The sequence below is a fragment of the Litoreibacter meonggei genome (assembly GCF_003663885.1).
GTDB classification, from domain to species: domain Bacteria; phylum Pseudomonadota; class Alphaproteobacteria; order Rhodobacterales; family Rhodobacteraceae; genus Litoreibacter; species Litoreibacter meonggei.
The window spans coordinates 1-18,547 of sequence record NZ_RCCE01000005.1 but is presented as its reverse complement, the minus strand read 5'-3'; the positions used below and the strand labels follow the sequence as shown (position 1 = coordinate 18,547).

Below are 18,547 nucleotides of genomic sequence, written 5' to 3'. Positions count from 1 at the left end.
TTCCCAAAAAACCGAATAGCTAAGGAGTGACCCCGTGCAGAAGGTCAATCTTGAACAAAAGCTGAGCCTGTTCTCGTCCCATTGGGACCCGCAGGTGGTGGCCGACTATAATGGCAATGACATTATGGTCGTTAAATTTCAGGGCGCGTTCCCGTTTCACAAACATGACGACAGCGACGACTTCTTTCTGGTGCTGGAGGGCGAGGTGACCCTCGACCGTGAAGGCGGCGAGAGTGTCACTATGGGACCGGGGGAGCTGTGCGTTGTTCCCAAAGGTGTTGTCCACCGTCCCCGCGCCGAGGCCGAGGCCAAGGTGCTGCTGATCGAGCCGCAAGGGCTTCCTAACACTGGCGATGCAGAGACTGCCGCCGCGAAACCACGTATTTGAGAGAACGAGATCATGAGCGAACAAGACAAAGTATTCATCTTCGACACCACCTTGCGCGACGGCGAGCAGTCGCCCGGTGCCACCATGAGCCATGCCGAGAAGCTGGAGATTGCGGGCCTGCTGGACGAAATGGGTGTCGATATTATCGAGGCAGGTTTTCCGATTGCTTCGGAAGGCGACTTCGCCGCGGTGAAGGCGATATCCGAGCAAGCTAAGAATTCGGTTATTTGCGGGCTGGCACGCGCCAACTTCAAGGACATCGATCGCTGCTGGGAGGCTGTGAAACACGCAAAGCGGCCGCGTATCCACACGTTTATCGGCACCTCACCGCTGCACCGCGCCATCCCGAACCTGAACATGGACGAGATGGCGGAGCGCATCCACGAGACCGTTAGCCATGCACGCAACCTGTGTGACAACGTGCAGTGGTCGCCGATGGATGCCACGCGCACGGAAGAGGATTACTTGTGCCGGACGGTGGAGATCGCGATCAAGGCAGGGGCGACGACAATCAACATTCCAGACACTGTTGGCTATACCGCGCCGCGTGAAAGTGCGGCGCTGATCCAGATGCTGCTGGAGCGAGTGCCGGGGGCGGACGAGATCATTTTTGCGACCCACTGTCATAACGATTTGGGCATGGCGACGGCCAACTCTTTGGCCGCTGTCGAAGCCGGTGCGCGTCAGGTTGAATGCACCATCAACGGCTTGGGCGAACGCGCTGGGAATACTGCGCTGGAAGAGGTCGTGATGGCGCTGAAAGTGCGCAATGACATTATGCCGTACCAGACGGGCATCGACAGCACCAAGCTGATGAACATTTCGCGCCGGGTGGCGTCCGTGTCGGGCTTTGCGGTGCAGTTCAACAAGGCCATCGTCGGCAAGAACGCCTTTGCGCATGAGTCCGGTATTCACCAAGACGGTATGCTGAAAAATGCCGAGACGTTCGAGATCATGCGCCCTGAAGATGTGGGCTTGACCGAGACGAACATTGTCATGGGCAAGCATTCGGGGCGAGCAGCGCTGCGCTCCAAACTGTCGGATCTGGGGTTCGAGCTTGGCGACAACCAGTTGAAGGACGTCTTCGTGCGGTTCAAGGAATTGGCCGACCAAAAGAAAGAGGTCTATGACGACGATCTGATTGCGCTGATGCAAACTGGCGATGCGGAAGCGGATCATATCAAGCTGACGGCGTTGAAGGTCTCTTGTGGCATGGGGCTGGAGAAATCCGCCGAAATGACGCTGGAGATCGGCGGCGAAGCATCGTCGGTGACCGCGACCGGAGATGGGCCTGTGGACGCGGCCTTCAATGCGGTGAAGGAGTTGTTTCCCCACAAAGCACGCTTGCAGGTCTACCAAGTGGCGGCGGTGACCGAGGGCACTGATGCGCAAGCGACGGTGTCGGTGCGGCTGGAAGAAGATGGCAAAATCGCAACGGGTCAATCAGCTGATGTGGATACGGTCGTTGCGTCGGTGAAGGCCTATGTGGATGCGTTGAACCGGCTTGTGGTGCGACGCGAAAAGTCCGGCGGTGACCTGGCTGAAGTGTCCTACAAAGACGTAAGCTAACTTGATCTCAATGAGCGCCTGCGGCGCGCTTCATTTTTGGAGCGCGTGGCGGGCGTAAGCCCTCGGGGTGTGACGTTACCGATGCGGTGCCTGTCTGCTTGCCTTCGGCGAGAATATTTTTGCCAAGATGAAACTTCAGCTTTCGAAGAGTTGGCTTAGGGTTTCGGCCTCATCGGCCAATCCGTATGGTGCGTTCACGATGAACATGCCCGAGCCTATCATCCGGTGGCCGTCGCGCACGGGAGGGAAGGCGACTTCGTGATGTAGCACATCGGGCAGATTTTGAGACTTTAGGGCTTGGATCATTATGCTGTGCGCGCCTGACGTCAGAATTGGGTACCAGAGCGCGATCACCCCGACATTCCATTTGCGATGCAGTTTGGCGACTTGGCTCGGGATGAGGTCGTAGTCTGATTTCACCTCATAGCTAGGGTCGATGAGCAACAGCCCGCGACGTGGCTCTGGCGGACAGACGGCTTGGATCATCTCGAAGCCGTCTTGCTTGTAGCATTTGGCATTATGGGGGCGCATGGCGTCGCGCAGGGCCTGATATTCTTGCGGATGCAGTTCGGCCAGATGCAGTTTGTCGGTCGGGCGTAGGGACAAAGCGGCCAGCATTGGAGAGCCAGCGTAGGCGGTATCCCCGTGTTGCTCGCGTAGTTCCTCGAGCGCTTTGATGTAGGGATGGTCGGGTGAGATTTTGCCCGTCAGAGCTGCTATCCCGGCCGCTGCTTCACCAGTTTTCAAGGCTTCGGCAGAGGACAGGTCATAGAGCGCGCGTCCCGCATGGGATTCGAGATAGCTGAGCGGTTTGTCCTTGCGCGTCATGTAAGACAGTATCGCGCAAAGCAGCGCGTGTTTGTGGACGTCGGCGGGATTTCCCGCGTGATAGATGTGTTGGTAGGACAGCATGCCGCGCTTCTAACGTGCTATAGAGAGGCGGAATAGTGCTGATATGACCCTGCAGATGGCTTTCAACCGGCGCGCGGCCCGCCTATAAGTCGCCAATCTTCCCTGCGGACCGCTGAGTCGGCGGGCTAATTCTGAACGCTTGGGGCACTACTTACATGGCTGGTATCTTTTCGGGTCTGTTTTCATCTGACATGGCCATCGACCTCGGCACGGCGAACACGCTGGTCTACGTCAAAGGCAAGGGAATTGTCCTGAACGAGCCATCGGTTGTGGCATATCACACCAAGAACGGGCGCCGAGAAGTTTTGGCTGTGGGCGAGGACGCGAAGCTGATGCTGGGGCGCACGCCCGGCTCGATCGAGGCGATCCGCCCCATGCGCGAAGGTGTGATTGCGGATTTCGACACCGCGGAAGAGATGATCAAGCACTTCATCCGCAAGGTGCACCGCCGCTCTACTTTTACGAAGCCGAAGATCATTGTGTGTGTGCCGCATGGCGCGACGCCTGTTGAGAAACGCGCCATCCGCCAATCGGTGTTGGGTGCGGGTGCGCGCAAGGCGGGCTTGATTGCAGAACCGATTGCTGCGGCCATCGGGGCGGGTATGCCAATCACCGACCCGACCGGCTCCATGGTTGTGGATATTGGCGGCGGGACAACCGAGGTGGCGGTGCTGTCGCTGGGCGACATTGTTTATGCACGTTCGGTGCGGGTTGGCGGTGACCGCATGGATGAGGCGCTGATTTCATACCTGCGCCGACACCAGAACATTTTGGTAGGCGAAAGCACTGCGGAACGGATCAAGACTTCCATCGGAACCGCGCGGATGCCGGATGACGGGCGAGGTTCTTCTATGCAAATTCGCGGGCGCGATCTGTTGAACGGTGTACCAAAGGAAACCGAGATTAACCAAGCGCAGGTGGCAGAGGCTTTGGCCGAACCTGTACAACAGATTTGCGAAGCGGTGATGACCGCGCTTGAAGCGACGCCTCCCGATTTGGCCGCGGATATCGTGGACCGTGGCGTTATGCTAACCGGTGGTGGTGCGCTGTTGGGAGAGCTTGATTTGGCACTGCGCGAGCAGACCGGATTGGCCATTTCGGTGGCGGATGAGAGCTTGAACTGTGTGGCGCTTGGCACGGGCAAAGCCCTTGAATATGAAAAACAACTGCGCCACGTGATAGATTACGATAGTTAACCCTATCTGGCCGCGTGGCGGCCAATCCCGCAGTTTGGACCAAACCCATGGCGATCGACCGACGCGGACAAGAGGAATATGCCCGCCCCGTCAGACGTGTGCTGATCGGGGTCTTGGTTGTTGTCTTGCTGGCGATCTTCGGGCTGTGGCGAATAGATAACCCGCGGATGGAGCGGTTCCGCTCGGCCATAGTCGACAAGGTGGTGCCGTCGTTTGATTGGGCCTTGGTGCCTGTGACGCGGGTAAGTCGCATGTTTGATGACTTCCAATCCTACGCCCGCATCTACGAGCAGAATCAAGAGCTTCGGCGCGAGTTGCAAAGCATGAAATCGTGGCGCGAGGCGGCAATTCAGCTGGAGCAGGAAAACGCGCGGCTACTGGATTTGAACAAGGTGCGCCTGAACGCACAGCTGACCTTTGTGACTGGGGTGGTGCTGACGGATAATGGCTCGCCGTTCCGGCGATCCGTTTTGCTGAATGTGGGGGCGCGCGACGGGATTCAGGATGGCTGGGCGACGATGGACGGGTTGGGGCTTGTGGGGCGCATTGCTGGTGTCGGTGAAAAGACAAGCCGCGTGATCCTGCTGACCGATACCAACAGTCGTGTGCCTGTGACCATTCAACCCTCTGGGCAGAAGGCGCTTTTGGTGGGGGACAACACGCTCGCCCCGCCGGTGGATATTGTCGAGAATGTCGAAGATGTGCGCCCGGGGGATCGGGTTGTAACCTCTGGCGACGGGAAGGTGTTCCCGGCGGACGTACTTGTCGGGCAAATTGCGCTTGGCCCTGACCGCCGCCTGCGGGTCAAGCTGGCCGCCGACTATGGCCGATTGGAATTCCTCCGAGTGCTGCGCACGCCGCATTCGACGGCGATTGAAACTGTGGGTGGTCTGATCGCCGAAGACGAAGTGCTGAGCGAGGCGGAGCCAACCACGGAGGGGACAGATGGTTGATCCTATTACATGGCGCCGCTTCCAGTATCGTACGCTGTTCTTGTTTGTTTGCGGCGTGATCATTTTCGGGCAACTCTTGCCGTTAAATACGGCCCCGGCGGTTGTGCAATTGATCGACCCTGTAAGCGGTGAGTTGATACAAGAGGGAAGCCGGTATTTCAGCCTGCCCGGGCCGGATTGGTTGTTTTGCCTGACTGCCGCCTTTTTGATGCGCCGCCCGCGCTGGGCGCCGGTCGTTTTGATCGTGTTTGTTCATCTTCTGGCGGATGTATTATATCTGCGGCCGTTGGGCCTATGGCCTGCAGTATCGTTAATCGCCTACGAGTTCCTGCGTCGCCAAACCAACGCGAGCAACGAGGTGTCGTTGCCCTTGGAAGTTGCACTTGTGATTGGCGCGTTTACCGCAGCCGTGACTGTGAACGGAGTGCTTCATCTGATCTTTGCCGTGCCGCATCCCGGTTTCGGCGTGACCTTGCTTCACATTTTGACGACGGCGATTGCCTACCCCTTTGTGATTGCGGTGACCCACTTTATACTAAGAGTGAAGCGGGCAGGGGTCCGTGAGTTGGACAGCGACGGGGTTATCGGATGAGACGTTCCCCAAAAGACACCGAGGAAAGCGCCGCAATTCTCAGCCGTCGTGGCTTGGTCATGGGCGGCGGGATGTTGGCGTTTGCTGGCGTTCTTGGGTTGCGGATGCGTCACCTTCAAGTGGAGCAGGCCGACCAGTTCAGACTGTTGGCCGAAGAAAACCGGATCAGCATTCGCCTGCTGCCGCCTGCGCGCGGGCAAATATTTGACCGCAACGGGTTACTTCTTGCCGGTAATGAGCAGAACTACCGTGTGACCATGGTGCGCGACGAGGTGGACGATCCCGAGCAGGTTCTGCGCGATCTCGCCCACCTTATCCCAATGACCAACGAGGACATGGAGCGCGCCCGCGAGGAATTGCGGAAGCGTTCGCGTCTGGTTCCGGTGACCATTGCAGACCGGCTGTCATGGGAAGACCTGAGCCAAGTGGCAGTGAACGCGCCTGCTTTGCCGGGGATAACGCCGGATGTCGGGTTGAGTCGCATTTACCCGCGTGGTGCCGATTTCGCTCATATCGTCGGCTATGTGGGACCGGTGAGCGACTATGATCTTAGCCGTATCGAAGACAAGGACCCGCTGCTGCAAATCCCGAAATTCCAGATCGGCAAGACGGGCTCCGAGAACAAGCTGGAGCATAACCTGCGCGGCAAGGCGGGCACCAAGCGGGTTGAAGTGAATGCTATCGGTCGTGTGATGCGCGAGTTGGGGCGTGACGAAAGCCAGAAGGGCGCGAATGTCCAGTTGACGATCAACGCCGAGTTGCAGAATTTTGTGCAAGCGCGGCTTGAAGGCGAAAGCGCCGCTGCGGTGGTGATTGAAGTCGAAACCGGCGATCTGGTGGCGATTGGCTCTGCACCTGCCTTTGATCCGAACCTTTTTGTGCGTGGCATCTCAGTGAAAGATTACGGTGAGTTGACCAACAACAAGTATCGCCCACTGGCCAACAAGGCTGTTCAGGGGACGTACCCGCCCGGTTCTACTTTCAAGATGGTCACGGCGCTGGCGGCCTTGGAAGCGGACGAAATTGACCCCGAAGAGACGATCTGGTGCGGTGGCTATGCCGAGGTCGCTAACCGTCGCTTTCACTGTTGGAAGCGCGGTGGACATGGGCACATTAACCTACGCAACTCGCTGAAGCAGTCTTGCGACGTGTACTATTACGATTTGGCGCAGCGGGTTGGGATCGAGAAGATCTCCGCGATGGCACGTCGGCTGGGATTGGGGGAACGGCATGACGTTCCGATGTCAGCCGTTGCGTCTGGCTTGATGCCAACTAAGGCTTGGAAAAGGGAAAACCGCGATAACGATTGGGTCATCGGCGATAGCCTTAATGCGGCGATTGGCCAAGGTTTTGTGCTGGCATCACCCTTGCAGCTTGCAGTGATGGCGGCGCGATTGGCGACCAACCGTGCGGTCTCTCCGAGATTGGTGAAATCTATCGACGGGGTCGAGACCGCGTCGGGCGCGGGTGAATCTTTGGGTTTGAGCGACGCAATGATGGCTCATGTGCAAGGCGGCATGTTTGCAGTGGCAAACGAGAGCGGCGGAACTGGTTACGGCACTCGCATTGCGGAAAAGTCTCTGCGTATGGCCGGCAAAACCGGCACCAGTCAGGTGCGCAACATTACCAAGGCGGAACGGGCACGCGGCGTTTTCCGCAACGCCGACCTGCCATGGGAGCGGCGCGACCACGCCTTGTATGTTGGTTTCGCGCCAGCTGACGCACCTAAATATGCGGTGTCGGTTGTCGTTGAACATGGCGGCGGCGGTTCGACATCCGCGGCTCCGATTGCGCGCGATGTAATGCTGGCTGCGCAAACAGGCGGCATGCCACCATTGTCTGCGTATCCAAGTGCGCAGCGCGGGCGCGTCAGCTCGGCTTTGAAAAAGCTGCGGATTTGGAACCCCTACGAGCCACAGGCACCGGACTCTCAAGCATGAGTTATCTTGAATACAACGTAAAATCAGTTCCAAGTGGGCTGTCCAAGATTTTGTATCTGAACTGGCCCGTGGTTGTTCTGCTAACTGCAATCGCAAGCGTGGGTTTCCTGATGCTGTATTCCGTGGCAGGCGGCTCGATGATGCCATGGGCCGAGCCGCAGATGAAGCGTTTCGCGTTGGGTCTTTTCTTGATGATCAGCGTTGCAATGATTCCCGTTTGGTTTCTGCGAAATATTGCCGGTGCCGCCTACGCGGTATCTGTGCTGTTACTTTTGGCGGTTGAGTTTTTCGGGTCGACCGGCATGGGGGCGCAGCGCTGGATCGACGTTGGCTTCATGCGCTTGCAGCCATCCGAGTTGACCAAGATTACCCTTATCATGTTCCTTGCCGCCTATTACGACTGGGTGGATATCAAGAAAATATCGCGCCCGTTTTGGGTGCTTATTCCTGTTCTGATAATCGCGGTCCCAGTATTTCTGACACTACGCCAGCCGGACCTAGGAACTGCGTTGCTTTTGGTATTTGGCGGTGGCGGTCTGATGTTTCTTGCAGGGGTTCATTGGGCATATTTCGCTGCCGTCGTCGGCGGTGCCGCTGGATTGGTGGGAGCGGTTTTCAAAAGCCGCGGGACGGAATGGCAGCTCATTAAGGACTACCAATACCGACGGATTGATACGTTCATTGACCCCGCGTCCGACCCACTGGGTGCTGGGTATCATATCACCCAATCCAAGATCGCGCTGGGCTCTGGCGGGTGGACGGGGCGGGGCTATATGCAAGGCACGCAATCGCGCCTGAACTTCCTGCCTGAAAAGCATACCGATTTTATCTTCACGACTCTGGCCGAGGAGTTCGGCTTCATCGGCGGCATATCGTTGTTGAGCCTCTATGTGCTGGTGCTGGTGTTCTGTGTGATCTCGGCTCTTAACAACAAGGACAGGTTTGCGTCCTTACTGACCATGGGCATCGGGCTGACGTTCTTTTTGTTTTTTGCAGTGAATATGTCGATGGTCATGGGGCTGGCCCCTGTCGTGGGTGTGCCACTGCCAATGGTGAGCTATGGTGGCTCCGCGATGATCGTTTTGTTGCTGGCATTTGGCCTGATGCAAAGCGCCCATGTTCACAGACCAAGGTAGATTTCGATGATCAAAGTACTGTTCTCCGCACAGCCAAAAAGCTGGGCTGAATACGAAGCACCGCTGCGTGCCGCGTTCGCCAAGGCGGGCATTGATGCGCAGCTGGGCACGGAGTCCGACCCTGCGGATGTGGACTACATCGTTTATGCGCCCAACGGACCGGTGACTGATTTTACGCCGTTCACGAAGTTGAAGGCCGTATTGAGCCTTTGGGCGGGTGTTGAGACCATGGTGGACAACCCGACGTTAAAGGTGCCGCTGTGCCGGATGGTGGATCATGGCCTGACGGAAAGCATGGTAGAATGGGTCACCGGCCATGTGCTGAGGTATCACCTTGGGATGGACAAGTTTTTGTCGGGGCAGGACGGTGTTTGGCGCGCTGGAACTGCTGCGCCTTTGGCGCGGGATCGCAAGGTTTGTGTGCTGGGGCTGGGCGCGCTGGGGGCCGCTTGTGCGCAGGCCTTGGCTCGGTTGAATTTCGAGGTGCATGGCTGGGCGCGAAGCCCCAAGGATGTTGAGGGGGTGACCTGTCACCACGGAGCAGACGGGTTGGATGACGCGTTGTCCGATGCGGATATGGTGGCCTTGTTGTTGCCTGACACCCCAGCGACCGAGAACGTATTGAATGCGCGAAGCATCGGGTTGATGCGGCGAGGCAGTTTCATCGTGAATCCCGGGCGGGGGCCTTTGATTGACGACGACGCGCTGATTGCAGCGCTGGATAGCGGGCAGTTGGCGCATGCGACTTTGGACGTGTTTCGTGTGGAGCCTTTGCCCAACGAGCATCCGTTCTGGGCGCATCCTAAGGTGACCGTGACGCCGCATATCGCGGCGGAGACGAAGGCCACGACGGCCTCGGAAGTTATTGCGGAAAACATTCGGCGTGGTGAAGGCGAGGAACCTTTGCTGCACGTTGTGGACCGCGCGGCTGGATATTGACGCTAGATGAGTTTTGGCGGCTTGGATGGATCGCTTCCGGGGGCAGGGCGTTCGGTGGGTTGGATCGGTTGTGGCAAATCAAATCGCAGTGCCTGAGCTTCGAGAGCGCCAATAATTGCGTGGCTGGCGTCGAAAAAAGCCACGTCTAACGCGCCTGCTTCAATGCCCGAGAAAACCAAGGCTTCATTTGCAGCACGTGCCAATGCACCTTCGGCGGCGGGTTCTGCGCCGACGAAAGCCAATATATGCGACCGCTGCCCGCTGGCGTAGGTCACCCCAGCCAAGTAGGCGCATTGGGCGAGGCCTGCTGCCGTGGCGAGCTTCATGTCGATGGCCGTGACCAAACTGTCAGGTAAGCCCTTTGGCGGAGTGATCTCGGTTGGCGTTTCGGCGGCCTCGGAGGGGGCGTGCGACAGCGTTTCGTGCAGCCAGTCCACGGCAGAGGGCGGGATCAGGATGGAGGACGGGGCCACGCCGAGGTTCATTCCAAGCCCAAAGTTTTGACCTGCCAACATTTGCGCCAAGGCGCGGCCTGACAGGCCGACATAGGGGGCCGAGCCTTCCGCGAACTCGGCCAAGCGTTCCTCGCGGTCGAAAGCGAGAATATAGGATGCGTCCTCCACCTCGAAAATCTGCGGCGTGATTTTGTCGCCCTCAGCCTCGCTTTCCAGCAACACAAACAATTCGGAATCGCCCATGCGTTCGTAGAAGCGCAAGCGGGCGGTGTCGTCATCGGGGGCGGCGTCCATGGCGATGTGGGCCAGATCAAGCGGAGTGTTCATGGGGCAAGCACCTCTTTCACGCGGGATTTGAGGACGGGCAGAAGCTCGGTCTCGAACCACGGGTTTCGTTTGATCCATGCGGTATTGCGCCACGAGGGATGCGGCAAGGGGATAATCGCGGACGCATGCTCGCGCCAGCTGGTGACGGTCTCGGTAACGCTCGGTGTGGTTTTGCCCAAATGGTACTTTTGCGCATAGCCACCGATGAGCAGGGTCAGGCGGATGTCCGGCAGTTGCGCAAGGATTGGTGCGCGCCACGTCTTCGCGCAGATGGGCGGGGGTGGCAGATCGGCGCCTTTCGCGGTGTAGCCGGGGAAGCAGAAGGCCATGGGGAGGATTGCGACGCGGGAGCGGTCGTAGAAGGTGGCATCATCGACGTCCATCCAGTCGCGCAAACGGTCCCCTGACGGGTCTGTAAAGGGCTTGCCACTTTCATGAACCCGCGCGCCGGGGGCCTGACCGGCAATGAGGATGCGCGCAGATTTCTCGAACCAAACCACGGGGCGGGGGGCGTGCGCAGTGTGGGTTGCCGCAAAGCGGTCCTTGCAGATTTGGCAGGCCGAGAGGTCGCGTTTGAGGGTGGAGATTGGCATGAGGCAGATCATAGGGGAGCAGAAAATGATTGCGAATGATTTATTATTCTATAATCATAGAAATATGAAAACATTTGATGATCCGAATCTGTCCCTTGTTCAAGCCGCCAGCGCTTACGCTGCCCTTGGCTCCGAGCAACGTCTGTCCTTACTGCGCACGCTGACGCGGGCGGGTGACAAGGGGATGAACATTGGCGCGCTGGGTGCCGCGACCGACCTGAGCGGCGCGAACCTGACGCACCATTTGAAGATACTGGCGCAAGCAGGGTTGATCAAACAGACCAAGCAAGGGCGCTCGATCATCTGCGCGATGGCGGATTATGCAACGTTCAAACGATTGAACGACTTTTTGCTGGCGGAATGTTGCGCCGATCTTGAGGACCACGAACATGGCTGATCTGACCCAATCCCCGACACCGGCATTTTGGAGCAAGGTTTCCAAGGTCTGGATGACCAGTGCAGTCATTCTCGCGCTTGTTTTCCTGCTCGATCGTCCGCAGGGGCTGCCTATTCTGACAGGCACATTTGAGGCGATGGGTCACACCGCGATCTTCATCATCTTCGCGGTTCTGGCGATTGGCTACCTTAAGGCGACAGGTGCTGAAGCAATGGTGGCCGAAGCCTTTAAGGGGCGTGAGTCGCGGATGATTTTCCTGGCAGCCGCCCTTGGCGGGCTGGCCCCATTTTGCTCGTGCGAGGTGATCCCGTTCATCGCCGCCCTGCTTGTGGCGGGGGTGCCATTGTCCGCAGTGATGGCGTTCTGGCTGGCGTCGCCATTGATGGACCCCGCCATGTTCTTGATCACATCCGGCACGCTGGGCTTCGACTTTGCGGTGGCTAAAACACTGTCGGCGGTCGGTTTGGGGATGTTTGGCGGGTTCGCCACTATGACGCTTGCCAAAACTGCGCTGTTTGCCGACCCGTTGCGTGGGGTCACGCAAGGCGGTTGTGGGTGTGGTTCGCCGTTCAAAGGCACGCCGAACTGGCGGTTCTGGCAGGAGCCCAAGCGCGTGGAGGTCTTTAAGTCTGCGGCGATAGAGAACGTGGCGTTTCTGGCGAAGTGGTTGTTCTTGGCCTACCTGCTTGAGAACATCATGCTTCAATATGTTCCGGCGAGCATGGTGTCCTCGGTTCTGGGCGGCTCTGGCGTTGGCCCAGTCATCTTGGGGGCCTTGGTTGGCGCGCCCGCCTATCTGAACGGCTACGCGGCGGTTCCGTTGGTTGACGCGCTTTTGACACAAGGTATGAGCAACGGGGCCGCGATGTCCTTCATGCTTGCCGGAGGTGTCAGCTGTATCCCCGCCGCAATCGCGGTGTGGGCCTTGGTCAAACCGCGGGTTTTTGCCGCCTATCTGGGCTTTGCATTTATCGGCAGTGTCACCGCGGGATTGATCTGGAATGTGGTCGCCTGAGTTGATTGCCCCGCGACTTCGATTGCTTTAACTCCGCGTTATGAGCTTAAGCGCGGGGGAGCGGCATGTATCGCGTCTGGAATTTCGTCACCAACTACTCTTTGTTGTTGGTCGTTGGTGCCGTTATCGCGCTGTTTTGGGCAAATACAGACCCGCATGCTTATCACCATTTTGTCGAGCATCCGTTGTGGTTCAACGACTGGATCGGACTGGATTACTCGTATTGGGCGAAATCTTACGGCGATGGGTTCGAGAAATACGAGGTCGGTGACATCACCAAGGTTTTGAGCCTGCACTACCTTGTGAATGACATGCTAATGGCCTTGTTCTTTGCGATTGCCGCGAAGGAAGTCTGGGAAGCCGTGATCCTGAAGAACGGCTCCTTACGCGGCAAGAAGGCCGCAACGCCCTTGTTTGCAACGGCGGGTGGCATGTTCGGACCTATCGCGGTGTATCTTGGACTAGCCTATTTCATGGGCTCCGACACCTACAACGCGGTTGCCAATGGCTGGGCAATTCCGACGGCCACGGACATCGCATTCAGCTATCTTGTGGGCCGGATGGTCTTCGGCGCGGGCCACCCTGCTGTCCGCTTTTTGTTGCTTCTGGCGATAGCGGATGACGCCGCAGGGTTGGTCATTCTGGCGATCTTCTACCCGTCGGGCGAGTTGGCGCCGGAGTGGCTGCTGCTTTCGGCGGCCGCCGCCATTGGCGTATTTGTGTTGGCCAACTGGCTGCCGCGCAAGCTGGACCGAGGCAATCAGGCGCGTCCCGTGTCGACCTTTGTTCGCACGAAGTTGCACTTTGTCCCCTACCTGATTGCGGCCTGTCTAAGCTGGTATGGCTTCGCGGAAAGTGGTTTGCACCCCGCGTTGGGCTTACTGCCAATCGTGCCGACCATACCGCACGCCGACCGCGCGTTTGGTATCTTCTCGGAGGCGGAGCAGTATCTGACAGACCTTCTCAACCAGTTCGAGCATGCGCTGAAGCACCCTGTGGAGATCATCTTGTTCTTCTTCGGCCTGCTCAATGCGGGTGTGGAGTTTAACGCCATGGGCGATGCGACCTGGTTGGTTCTGGCTGGATTGATGATCGGGAAACCCGTGGGCATCCTGATTTTCGGCTGGATCGCTGCGAAGCCGCTGGGGCTGGGCATTCCGCAAGGTATGCGGATTATTGACCTTGTGGTGATCGGCTGTGTGGCGGCGATCGGCTTTACCGTTTCGCTGTTCGTTGCTTCCGTGGCGTTCGATTCCGGTCCTGTGCAGGATGCGGCCAAGATGGGTGCATTGTTCTCCTTTGCGGCGGCGGGCGTCTCGATTTTGGCGGGTAAGCTGTGCCGTGTGGAAAAGCAGAACGGCTGATCGCGGCCTGACACACTGTGATTGTTTGGCAAGACGGCGCATTTATTTGTGCTGTCTTGCCTGATTCATCCCGTATTTACTGTTATAGCGTTGAAAGGCAGTGGCCTGTTAAGACATAGTCACGGCCATAACGGGTGCCTAGAATGCGCCCAACGATCCGCAGGGGACATGCGGGCTATATGAGGTAGGGGGTTTCCCCGGAGATGATTGAGTTTCAAAACGTCAGCAAGTCCTTCTGGACGGGCACGCAGCGCAAGGTGATACTTGATCGCGCGTCGTTTCGCGTGGAACTGGGCCACTCCATCGGAATTCTGGCGCCCAACGGCACCGGCAAGACGACGATCGTGAATATGATGGCGGGCCTAGAGAAGCCCGATGAGGGCGAGATTGTACGCACCTCGCGCATATCGTTTCCGCTGGGTTTTATGGGGGGCGTTGTGCCCAAACATACCGCTCGAGAAAACGCTCGCTATATTGCGAAACTGTATTCGCTGGACCCTGACTACATCGAAGCGTTTTGCCGCTATTTGTGCGGACTTGAGGAATATTTCGACATGCCGGTCGGAACTTATAGCCAAGGCATGAAGGCGCGGTTCACTTTTGCGCTGATGCTGGCACTGGAGTTTGATATTTACCTCATTGACGAGGGGATGCCTGCCACGACGGATGTAGAGTTCAACCGTAAAGCGGGCTCGATTCTGAAAGACCGATTGAAAAAAGCCACGGTGATCGTGGTATCGCACCAAGCTGAAACGCTGGAAAAATTCTGTCGATCCGCAGCGGTGCTAAGCCGAGGCAAGCTGATCATGTTCGACACATTGGAAGAAGCGAAGCGAATGTATGACTACGAAACCCAAAGCTAAAAAGTATCGCCTGCGGCGTAGCGAAAGCCCGTCTTCCTCGGCGCGCCCGGCTATGCCAAAAGTCGCCGTAGCGCCCGAGAGCACTAACGCGGCGGTTGCCGACGTTTTGCAAAAAGAAGAGATGATGTTCGCCACGACGACCGATGACGGTTTTGGTGGTCAAGATTTCCGCCCTCAAGCCAAGACTCAGGCAGAGCCGGAAACACAAACGCAGGCCAAACCGCAAAACCCTGCTGAGGTGATTGACGCCATTCGCCGCGAGGGATTGACGGGACGCCAACTTCGCATGGCACGCCGCGTGGCGCAAAAGCAGGGGCTTGCGCCTGTATCTGACTATGATGCTGTGCGTCTGCTGCGCGAGAAAGGGGTCGATCCCTTTAAGCGCTCCAACATGCTGGAACTGGTGGTGCCGAAGGGCGACGGCGCTGGATCTGAAACTAAAGCGCAGCTTCCGTCCACTGTCACTGCCAAGCCGTCCTTGCCATCGACCGAAGTGATTTCGGAAGACCGCCGCGCAACGGAAATCATGGCAATCCAGCGCGACATTGCCAAACGCCGCCGCCGCCGCGCGACGTTGCTGGCCATTCGCATGATGGTTTTCGTGCTCTTGCCGACTTTTGTGGCGGGTTATTATTACTATGTCGTTGCGACGCCGATGTATGCGACCAAATCTGAGTTCGTCATCCAGACGTCCGACGGCGCGGGTGGTGGCCAGCTTGGTGGGTTATTCTCGGGAACCGGGCTCGCCAATTCTCAAGACAGCATTCAGGCTCAGGGTTTTTTACAGTCCCGGGAAGCTATGTTGCGTCTTGATGCCGACGAGGGTTTCAAAGCCCACTTCTCTCAGCCGAACATTGATGCGTTGCAGCGCATAGAGCTTGATAGCTCCAACGAGGCTGCCTACTCGCTTTTTCAAAAGCATGTTCGGATCGGCTATGACCCGGCCGAGGGTGTGATCAAGATGGAAGTTAGCGCAGCTGACGCTGAGACCTCGGCGCGCTTTTCTGAAAAGTTGATCGACTATGCCGAAGAGCGCGTGGACGCGCAGACAACTGAACTGCGCAAAGACCAGATGTCTGGCGCAGAGGAAAGTCGCATCGATGCCGAGGCGAAAATGCGCGCGGCGCAGGACCGTATCGTGGAGCTTCAAGAGAAGCGCGGTGTGCTGGATCCTGGCAGTGAAGTGGCAGCGATCTTTGGCCAAATCACCCAATTAGAAACTGAATTGCTGACAGAACGGATTTCGTTGCAGCAGTTTCTTGCAAATCCACGACCAAATAACGCCAAGGTTGGCGCATCGGAAAATAAGATCGCGGAGCTTCAAAAGCTGATCGCTGAGTACCGTGGGCAGCTGACCGAAAGCAACGCAAATACCGGGTCTCTGGCGCGTATCTCGGGCGAGTTGATGGTGGCACAAGGGGACTTGGCGATGCGGCAAGAATTCCTCGCCGCTGCTGAAGCCCAGTTCGAAGCGGCGCGCCTCGAAGCTAATCGTCAGGTCCGCTACTTGTCTGTAAGCGTCAGTCCTGTGGCTCCTGATGAGCCGACCTATCCGCGCTCGTTCGAGAACACTATTCTGGCGTTCTTGATCTTCGCAGGCATTTACTTGATGGTCTCGCTAACGGCTTCCATCCTTCGTGAACAGGTATAACCCTATGAAAACTATCCATATCGGCGCCCTTGAATGTAGCAATGACCTGCCCCTAACCCTCATTGCTGGTCCGTGTCAGTTGGAGAGCCTCGATCACGCCCTGATGATTGCCGAAGCGATGGCAAAAGCCTGTGCCGACGCAGGTGCGGGTTATGTGTTCAAGGCCAGCTATGATAAAGCCAACCGAACGTCGCTATCTGGAATGCGCGGTCTTGGTATCGACGAAGGGCTTCGTGTGATGGATGAGGTCCGGGCCGAAATTGGTTGCCCCACCCTAACCGACGTGCATTCGCCCGAGCATTGCGCTGCGGTGGCACAAGCCGTTGACGTCATGCAGATTCCTGCATTTTTGTGCCGCCAGACGGATCTGCTCGTTGCCGCTGGTGAAACGGGTGCTGTTGTGAATATCAAGAAGGGTCAGTTTTTGGCCCCGTGGGATATGCCCAATGTCATCTCCAAGGTGGAGAGTACGGGCAACGAAAACATTCTGCTGACCGAGCGCGGGGCCTCTTTTGGGTACAACGCTTTGGTCGCTGATTTCCGGTCGCTGCCAACGATGGCGAAGACGGGCTATCCTGTGATTATGGATGCAACCCATTCGGTGCAGCAACCAGGCGGGCAGGGCGGCTCTACCGGTGGACAACGCGAGTTTGCCCCGGTGATGGCTCGTGCCGCGGTGTCTCTGGGGGTTGCCGGTGTGTTCATCGAGACCCACGAAGACCCTGATCGTGCACCATCTGATGGGCCGAATATGATCCCGCTGGATCAAATGCCCGCGTTGATCAAAAGCTTGATGCAATTCGACGCGTTGGCGAAGGCTGATCCATGCAGGATCTAAGCTAGACGGCCTGCCCTGCGGCCCAACCTGACGACCACGCCCATTGAAAGTTGTAACCGCCTAACCAGCCGGTAACATCGACGACCTCGCCGATGAAATAAAGGCCGGGCGCGTCTTTGGCCTGCATCGTTTTGGCGTCGAGAGCATCAGTATCGACCCCGCCTAGCGTGACTTCCGCAGTGCGGTAGCCTTCTGACCCAACGGGCTTGATTTGCCAGCGGTGAACCCGCTGGGCCAATACCTCCAACGCCGCGTTGTTCTGATCCGCTAAGTTACCGGTTAGTCCGGTCTCGGCGATCACGATGGTGGCAAGCTTTTCAGGGATTACCCGCGCCAGCGCATTCTTGATGGAAACGCGTCCCGACTCTGATCGCATGGCTTTCAGCTCTTCCGCGACGTTGGCGGGAGCCGCGAGGTTGACGTTTAACGTATCACCCTCTCGCCAATACGACGAGATCTGGAGGATGGACGGACCAGATAGCCCGCGATGTGTAAATAAAAGCCCTTCGCTGAAATTAGCTGCGCCGCATGAAACATTGGCTTGCACGGAAGTCCCCGTGAGAGGGCGCGTTTGCTCCAGTTCCTGCTCCGCGAACGTCAAAGGGACCAGTGCTGGTCGGGTTTCGACGATCGACAAGCCGTACTGCTCGGCTACGCGATAACCGAAGCCGGACGCCCCCATTTTGGGAATTGATTTCCCGCCGCTGGCAATCACCAGGCTTTCGCATTGAAGCGGACCAGACGAGGTTTCGATTTTAAAGCCTTCGTGCTTGCGCGCGACTGACGTAACCGAAACGCCCAGTTTCACGCAAACTCCGGCTTTTTCCATGTGGTCGAGCAGCATGGCGATGATGTCCTTTGCGGACCGATCGCAGAAAAGTTGCCCCAAGGTCTTTTCGTGCCATGGGATGCCAGCAGCATCGACCATCGCGATAAAATCCCACTGCGTGTATCGCTTCAACGCCGACAATGCGAAGCGCGGGTTTCGTGATAAGAAACGGTCTGGTTGAATGTCGAGATTAGTGAAGTTGCAGCGGCCACCGCCAGATATGCGAATCTTCTCGCCCGCTGCTTTGGCGTGATCCAAAAGCAAAACTGACCGTCCACGCTGGCCCGCTTCGATCGCGCACATCATGCCCGCGGCCCCAGCGCCAATAATTACGACCTGTGCATCCATGAGGTCGGACTTAAACGGCACTCAGCATTGCCACAAGTCGCGATTTTGGGGTTGCAGCATGGAGAAAGGCGCATTAAATCACAGTTCGGTATTGGGATGTGGCCTAGCGGTAGGGCAACTGTTTTTGGTACAGTAGATCGTAGGTTCGAATCCTACCATCCCAGCCAACCTCCTCTGAGCAATAGAACAACAGGCCTCCGGGCCATCGTTGGGCTGAAAGTGCCCCAAGGAATGCCCCACGT

General features: G+C 57.6%; 18 protein-coding genes and 1 tRNA gene. 15 read left to right on the top strand and 4 right to left on the bottom strand.

The genetic code is table 11. The annotated features are described in order from the left end of the window. The first annotated feature begins 34 nt into the window (after window positions 1–34). Together BCF46_RS14025 and BCF46_RS14020 are read left to right on the top strand one after the other, a co-directional pair. Window positions 35–388 carry a cupin domain-containing protein gene (locus BCF46_RS14025; protein ID WP_121025496.1) on the top strand — a complete coding sequence of 118 codons (354 nt, stop codon included), beginning with the start codon at window positions 35–37 and terminating at the stop codon, window positions 386–388. A 12-nt stretch (window positions 389–400) separates the two neighbouring features. Then, window positions 401–1,957 carry a 2-isopropylmalate synthase gene (locus BCF46_RS14020; RefSeq protein ID WP_121025493.1) on the top strand — a complete coding sequence of 519 codons (1,557 nt, stop codon included), beginning with the start codon at window positions 401–403 and terminating at the stop codon, window positions 1,955–1,957. 135 nt (window positions 1,958–2,092) lie between these two features. Here the strand turns inward: BCF46_RS14020 and BCF46_RS14015 are convergent, their stop codons facing one another. After that, window positions 2,093–2,869 carry a 23S rRNA (adenine(2030)-N(6))-methyltransferase RlmJ gene (locus BCF46_RS14015; protein WP_121025490.1) on the bottom strand — a complete coding sequence of 259 codons (777 nt, stop codon included), beginning with the start codon at window positions 2,867–2,869 and terminating at the stop codon, window positions 2,093–2,095. Between the two features lie 155 nt (window positions 2,870–3,024). Here BCF46_RS14015 and BCF46_RS14010 point away from each other — a divergent pair, with 155 nt between their 5' ends. The 6 genes from BCF46_RS14010 to BCF46_RS13985 are packed head-to-tail and all read left to right on the top strand — an operon-like array spanning window position 3,025 to window position 9,625. Further along, window positions 3,025–4,065: a rod shape-determining protein gene (locus tag BCF46_RS14010; protein ID WP_121025487.1), complete on the top strand. Its 1,041-nt coding sequence runs from the start codon at window positions 3,025–3,027 to the stop codon at window positions 4,063–4,065. A 47-nt stretch (window positions 4,066–4,112) separates the two neighbouring features. Continuing rightward, window positions 4,113–5,018, top strand: a complete 906-nt coding sequence (gene mreC, locus BCF46_RS14005) for a rod shape-determining protein MreC (RefSeq protein WP_121025484.1) — start codon at window positions 4,113–4,115, stop codon at window positions 5,016–5,018. Beyond that, on the top strand, window positions 5,011–5,610 hold the full coding sequence (locus BCF46_RS14000; protein WP_121025481.1) for a hypothetical protein: 600 nt from the start codon (window positions 5,011–5,013) through the stop codon (window positions 5,608–5,610). The genes mreC and BCF46_RS14000 overlap by 8 nt, the downstream gene beginning before the upstream one ends. Next, entirely contained in the window at window positions 5,607–7,550 is a 1,944-nt protein-coding gene (gene mrdA / locus BCF46_RS13995) for a penicillin-binding protein 2 (RefSeq protein WP_121025478.1), read from the top strand. The genes BCF46_RS14000 and mrdA overlap by 4 nt, the downstream gene beginning before the upstream one ends. Then, complete coding sequence (gene rodA / locus BCF46_RS13990; RefSeq protein WP_121025475.1) at window positions 7,547–8,686, top strand: rod shape-determining protein RodA; 1,140 nt, start codon at window positions 7,547–7,549, stop codon at window positions 8,684–8,686. The genes mrdA and rodA overlap by 4 nt, the downstream gene beginning before the upstream one ends. A gap of 6 nt (window positions 8,687–8,692) precedes the next feature. Then, window positions 8,693–9,625 (top strand): 2-hydroxyacid dehydrogenase, encoded by a 933-nt coding sequence (locus BCF46_RS13985; protein ID WP_121025472.1) that lies wholly within the window; start codon window positions 8,693–8,695, stop codon window positions 9,623–9,625. A gap of 2 nt (window positions 9,626–9,627) precedes the next feature. Here BCF46_RS13985 and BCF46_RS13980 read toward each other — a convergent pair whose 3' ends face one another. Both BCF46_RS13980 and BCF46_RS13975 read right to left on the bottom strand, forming a co-directional pair. After that, entirely contained in the window at window positions 9,628–10,407 is a 780-nt protein-coding gene (locus BCF46_RS13980; protein ID WP_121025469.1) for an SseB family protein, read from the bottom strand. Continuing rightward, a complete protein-coding gene (locus BCF46_RS13975) occupies window positions 10,404–11,000 on the bottom strand; it encodes a uracil-DNA glycosylase family protein (RefSeq protein ID WP_121025466.1) in 597 nt (198 codons plus the stop codon). Before BCF46_RS13975 ends, BCF46_RS13980 begins: the two co-directional genes overlap by 4 nt. 64 nt (window positions 11,001–11,064) lie before the next feature. Between BCF46_RS13975 and BCF46_RS13970 the strand changes: the two genes are divergently transcribed. The 6 genes from BCF46_RS13970 to kdsA all read left to right on the top strand — a co-directional run bounded on the left by BCF46_RS13970 (window position 11,065) and on the right by kdsA (window position 17,128). Continuing rightward, window positions 11,065–11,397 carry an ArsR/SmtB family transcription factor gene (locus BCF46_RS13970; RefSeq protein WP_121026544.1) on the top strand — a complete coding sequence of 111 codons (333 nt, stop codon included), beginning with the start codon at window positions 11,065–11,067 and terminating at the stop codon, window positions 11,395–11,397. Further along, window positions 11,390–12,412 (top strand): permease, encoded by a 1,023-nt coding sequence (locus tag BCF46_RS13965; protein WP_121025463.1) that lies wholly within the window; start codon window positions 11,390–11,392, stop codon window positions 12,410–12,412. Before BCF46_RS13970 ends, BCF46_RS13965 begins: the two co-directional genes overlap by 8 nt. A gap of 65 nt (window positions 12,413–12,477) precedes the next feature. Then, window positions 12,478–13,776, top strand: a complete 1,299-nt coding sequence (locus tag BCF46_RS13960) for a Na+/H+ antiporter NhaA (protein WP_121025459.1) — start codon at window positions 12,478–12,480, stop codon at window positions 13,774–13,776. Between the two features lie 203 nt (window positions 13,777–13,979). Beyond that, window positions 13,980–14,639: an ABC transporter ATP-binding protein gene (locus BCF46_RS13955; RefSeq protein WP_121025456.1), complete on the top strand. Its 660-nt coding sequence runs from the start codon at window positions 13,980–13,982 to the stop codon at window positions 14,637–14,639. 52 nt (window positions 14,640–14,691) lie between these two features. Next, window positions 14,692–16,290 (top strand): KpsE/RkpR family capsule polysaccharide export protein, encoded by a 1,599-nt coding sequence (locus BCF46_RS13950; protein ID WP_342768433.1) that lies wholly within the window; start codon window positions 14,692–14,694, stop codon window positions 16,288–16,290. Window positions 16,291–16,294: 4 nt separating this feature from the next. Continuing rightward, window positions 16,295–17,128: a 3-deoxy-8-phosphooctulonate synthase gene (gene kdsA, locus BCF46_RS13945; RefSeq protein ID WP_121025450.1), complete on the top strand. Its 834-nt coding sequence runs from the start codon at window positions 16,295–16,297 to the stop codon at window positions 17,126–17,128. 1 nt (window position 17,129) lies between these two features. Here kdsA and BCF46_RS13940 read toward each other — a convergent pair whose 3' ends face one another. Next, window positions 17,130–18,305, bottom strand: a complete 1,176-nt coding sequence (locus BCF46_RS13940) for a BaiN/RdsA family NAD(P)/FAD-dependent oxidoreductase (protein ID WP_121025447.1) — start codon at window positions 18,303–18,305, stop codon at window positions 17,130–17,132. Between the two features lie 92 nt (window positions 18,306–18,397). On the opposite strand from BCF46_RS13940, the gene BCF46_RS13935 reads away from it, so the two are divergent. Then, window positions 18,398–18,472: transfer RNA gene (locus BCF46_RS13935), tRNA-Gln, on the top strand. Window positions 18,473–18,547 lie beyond the last annotated feature (75 nt).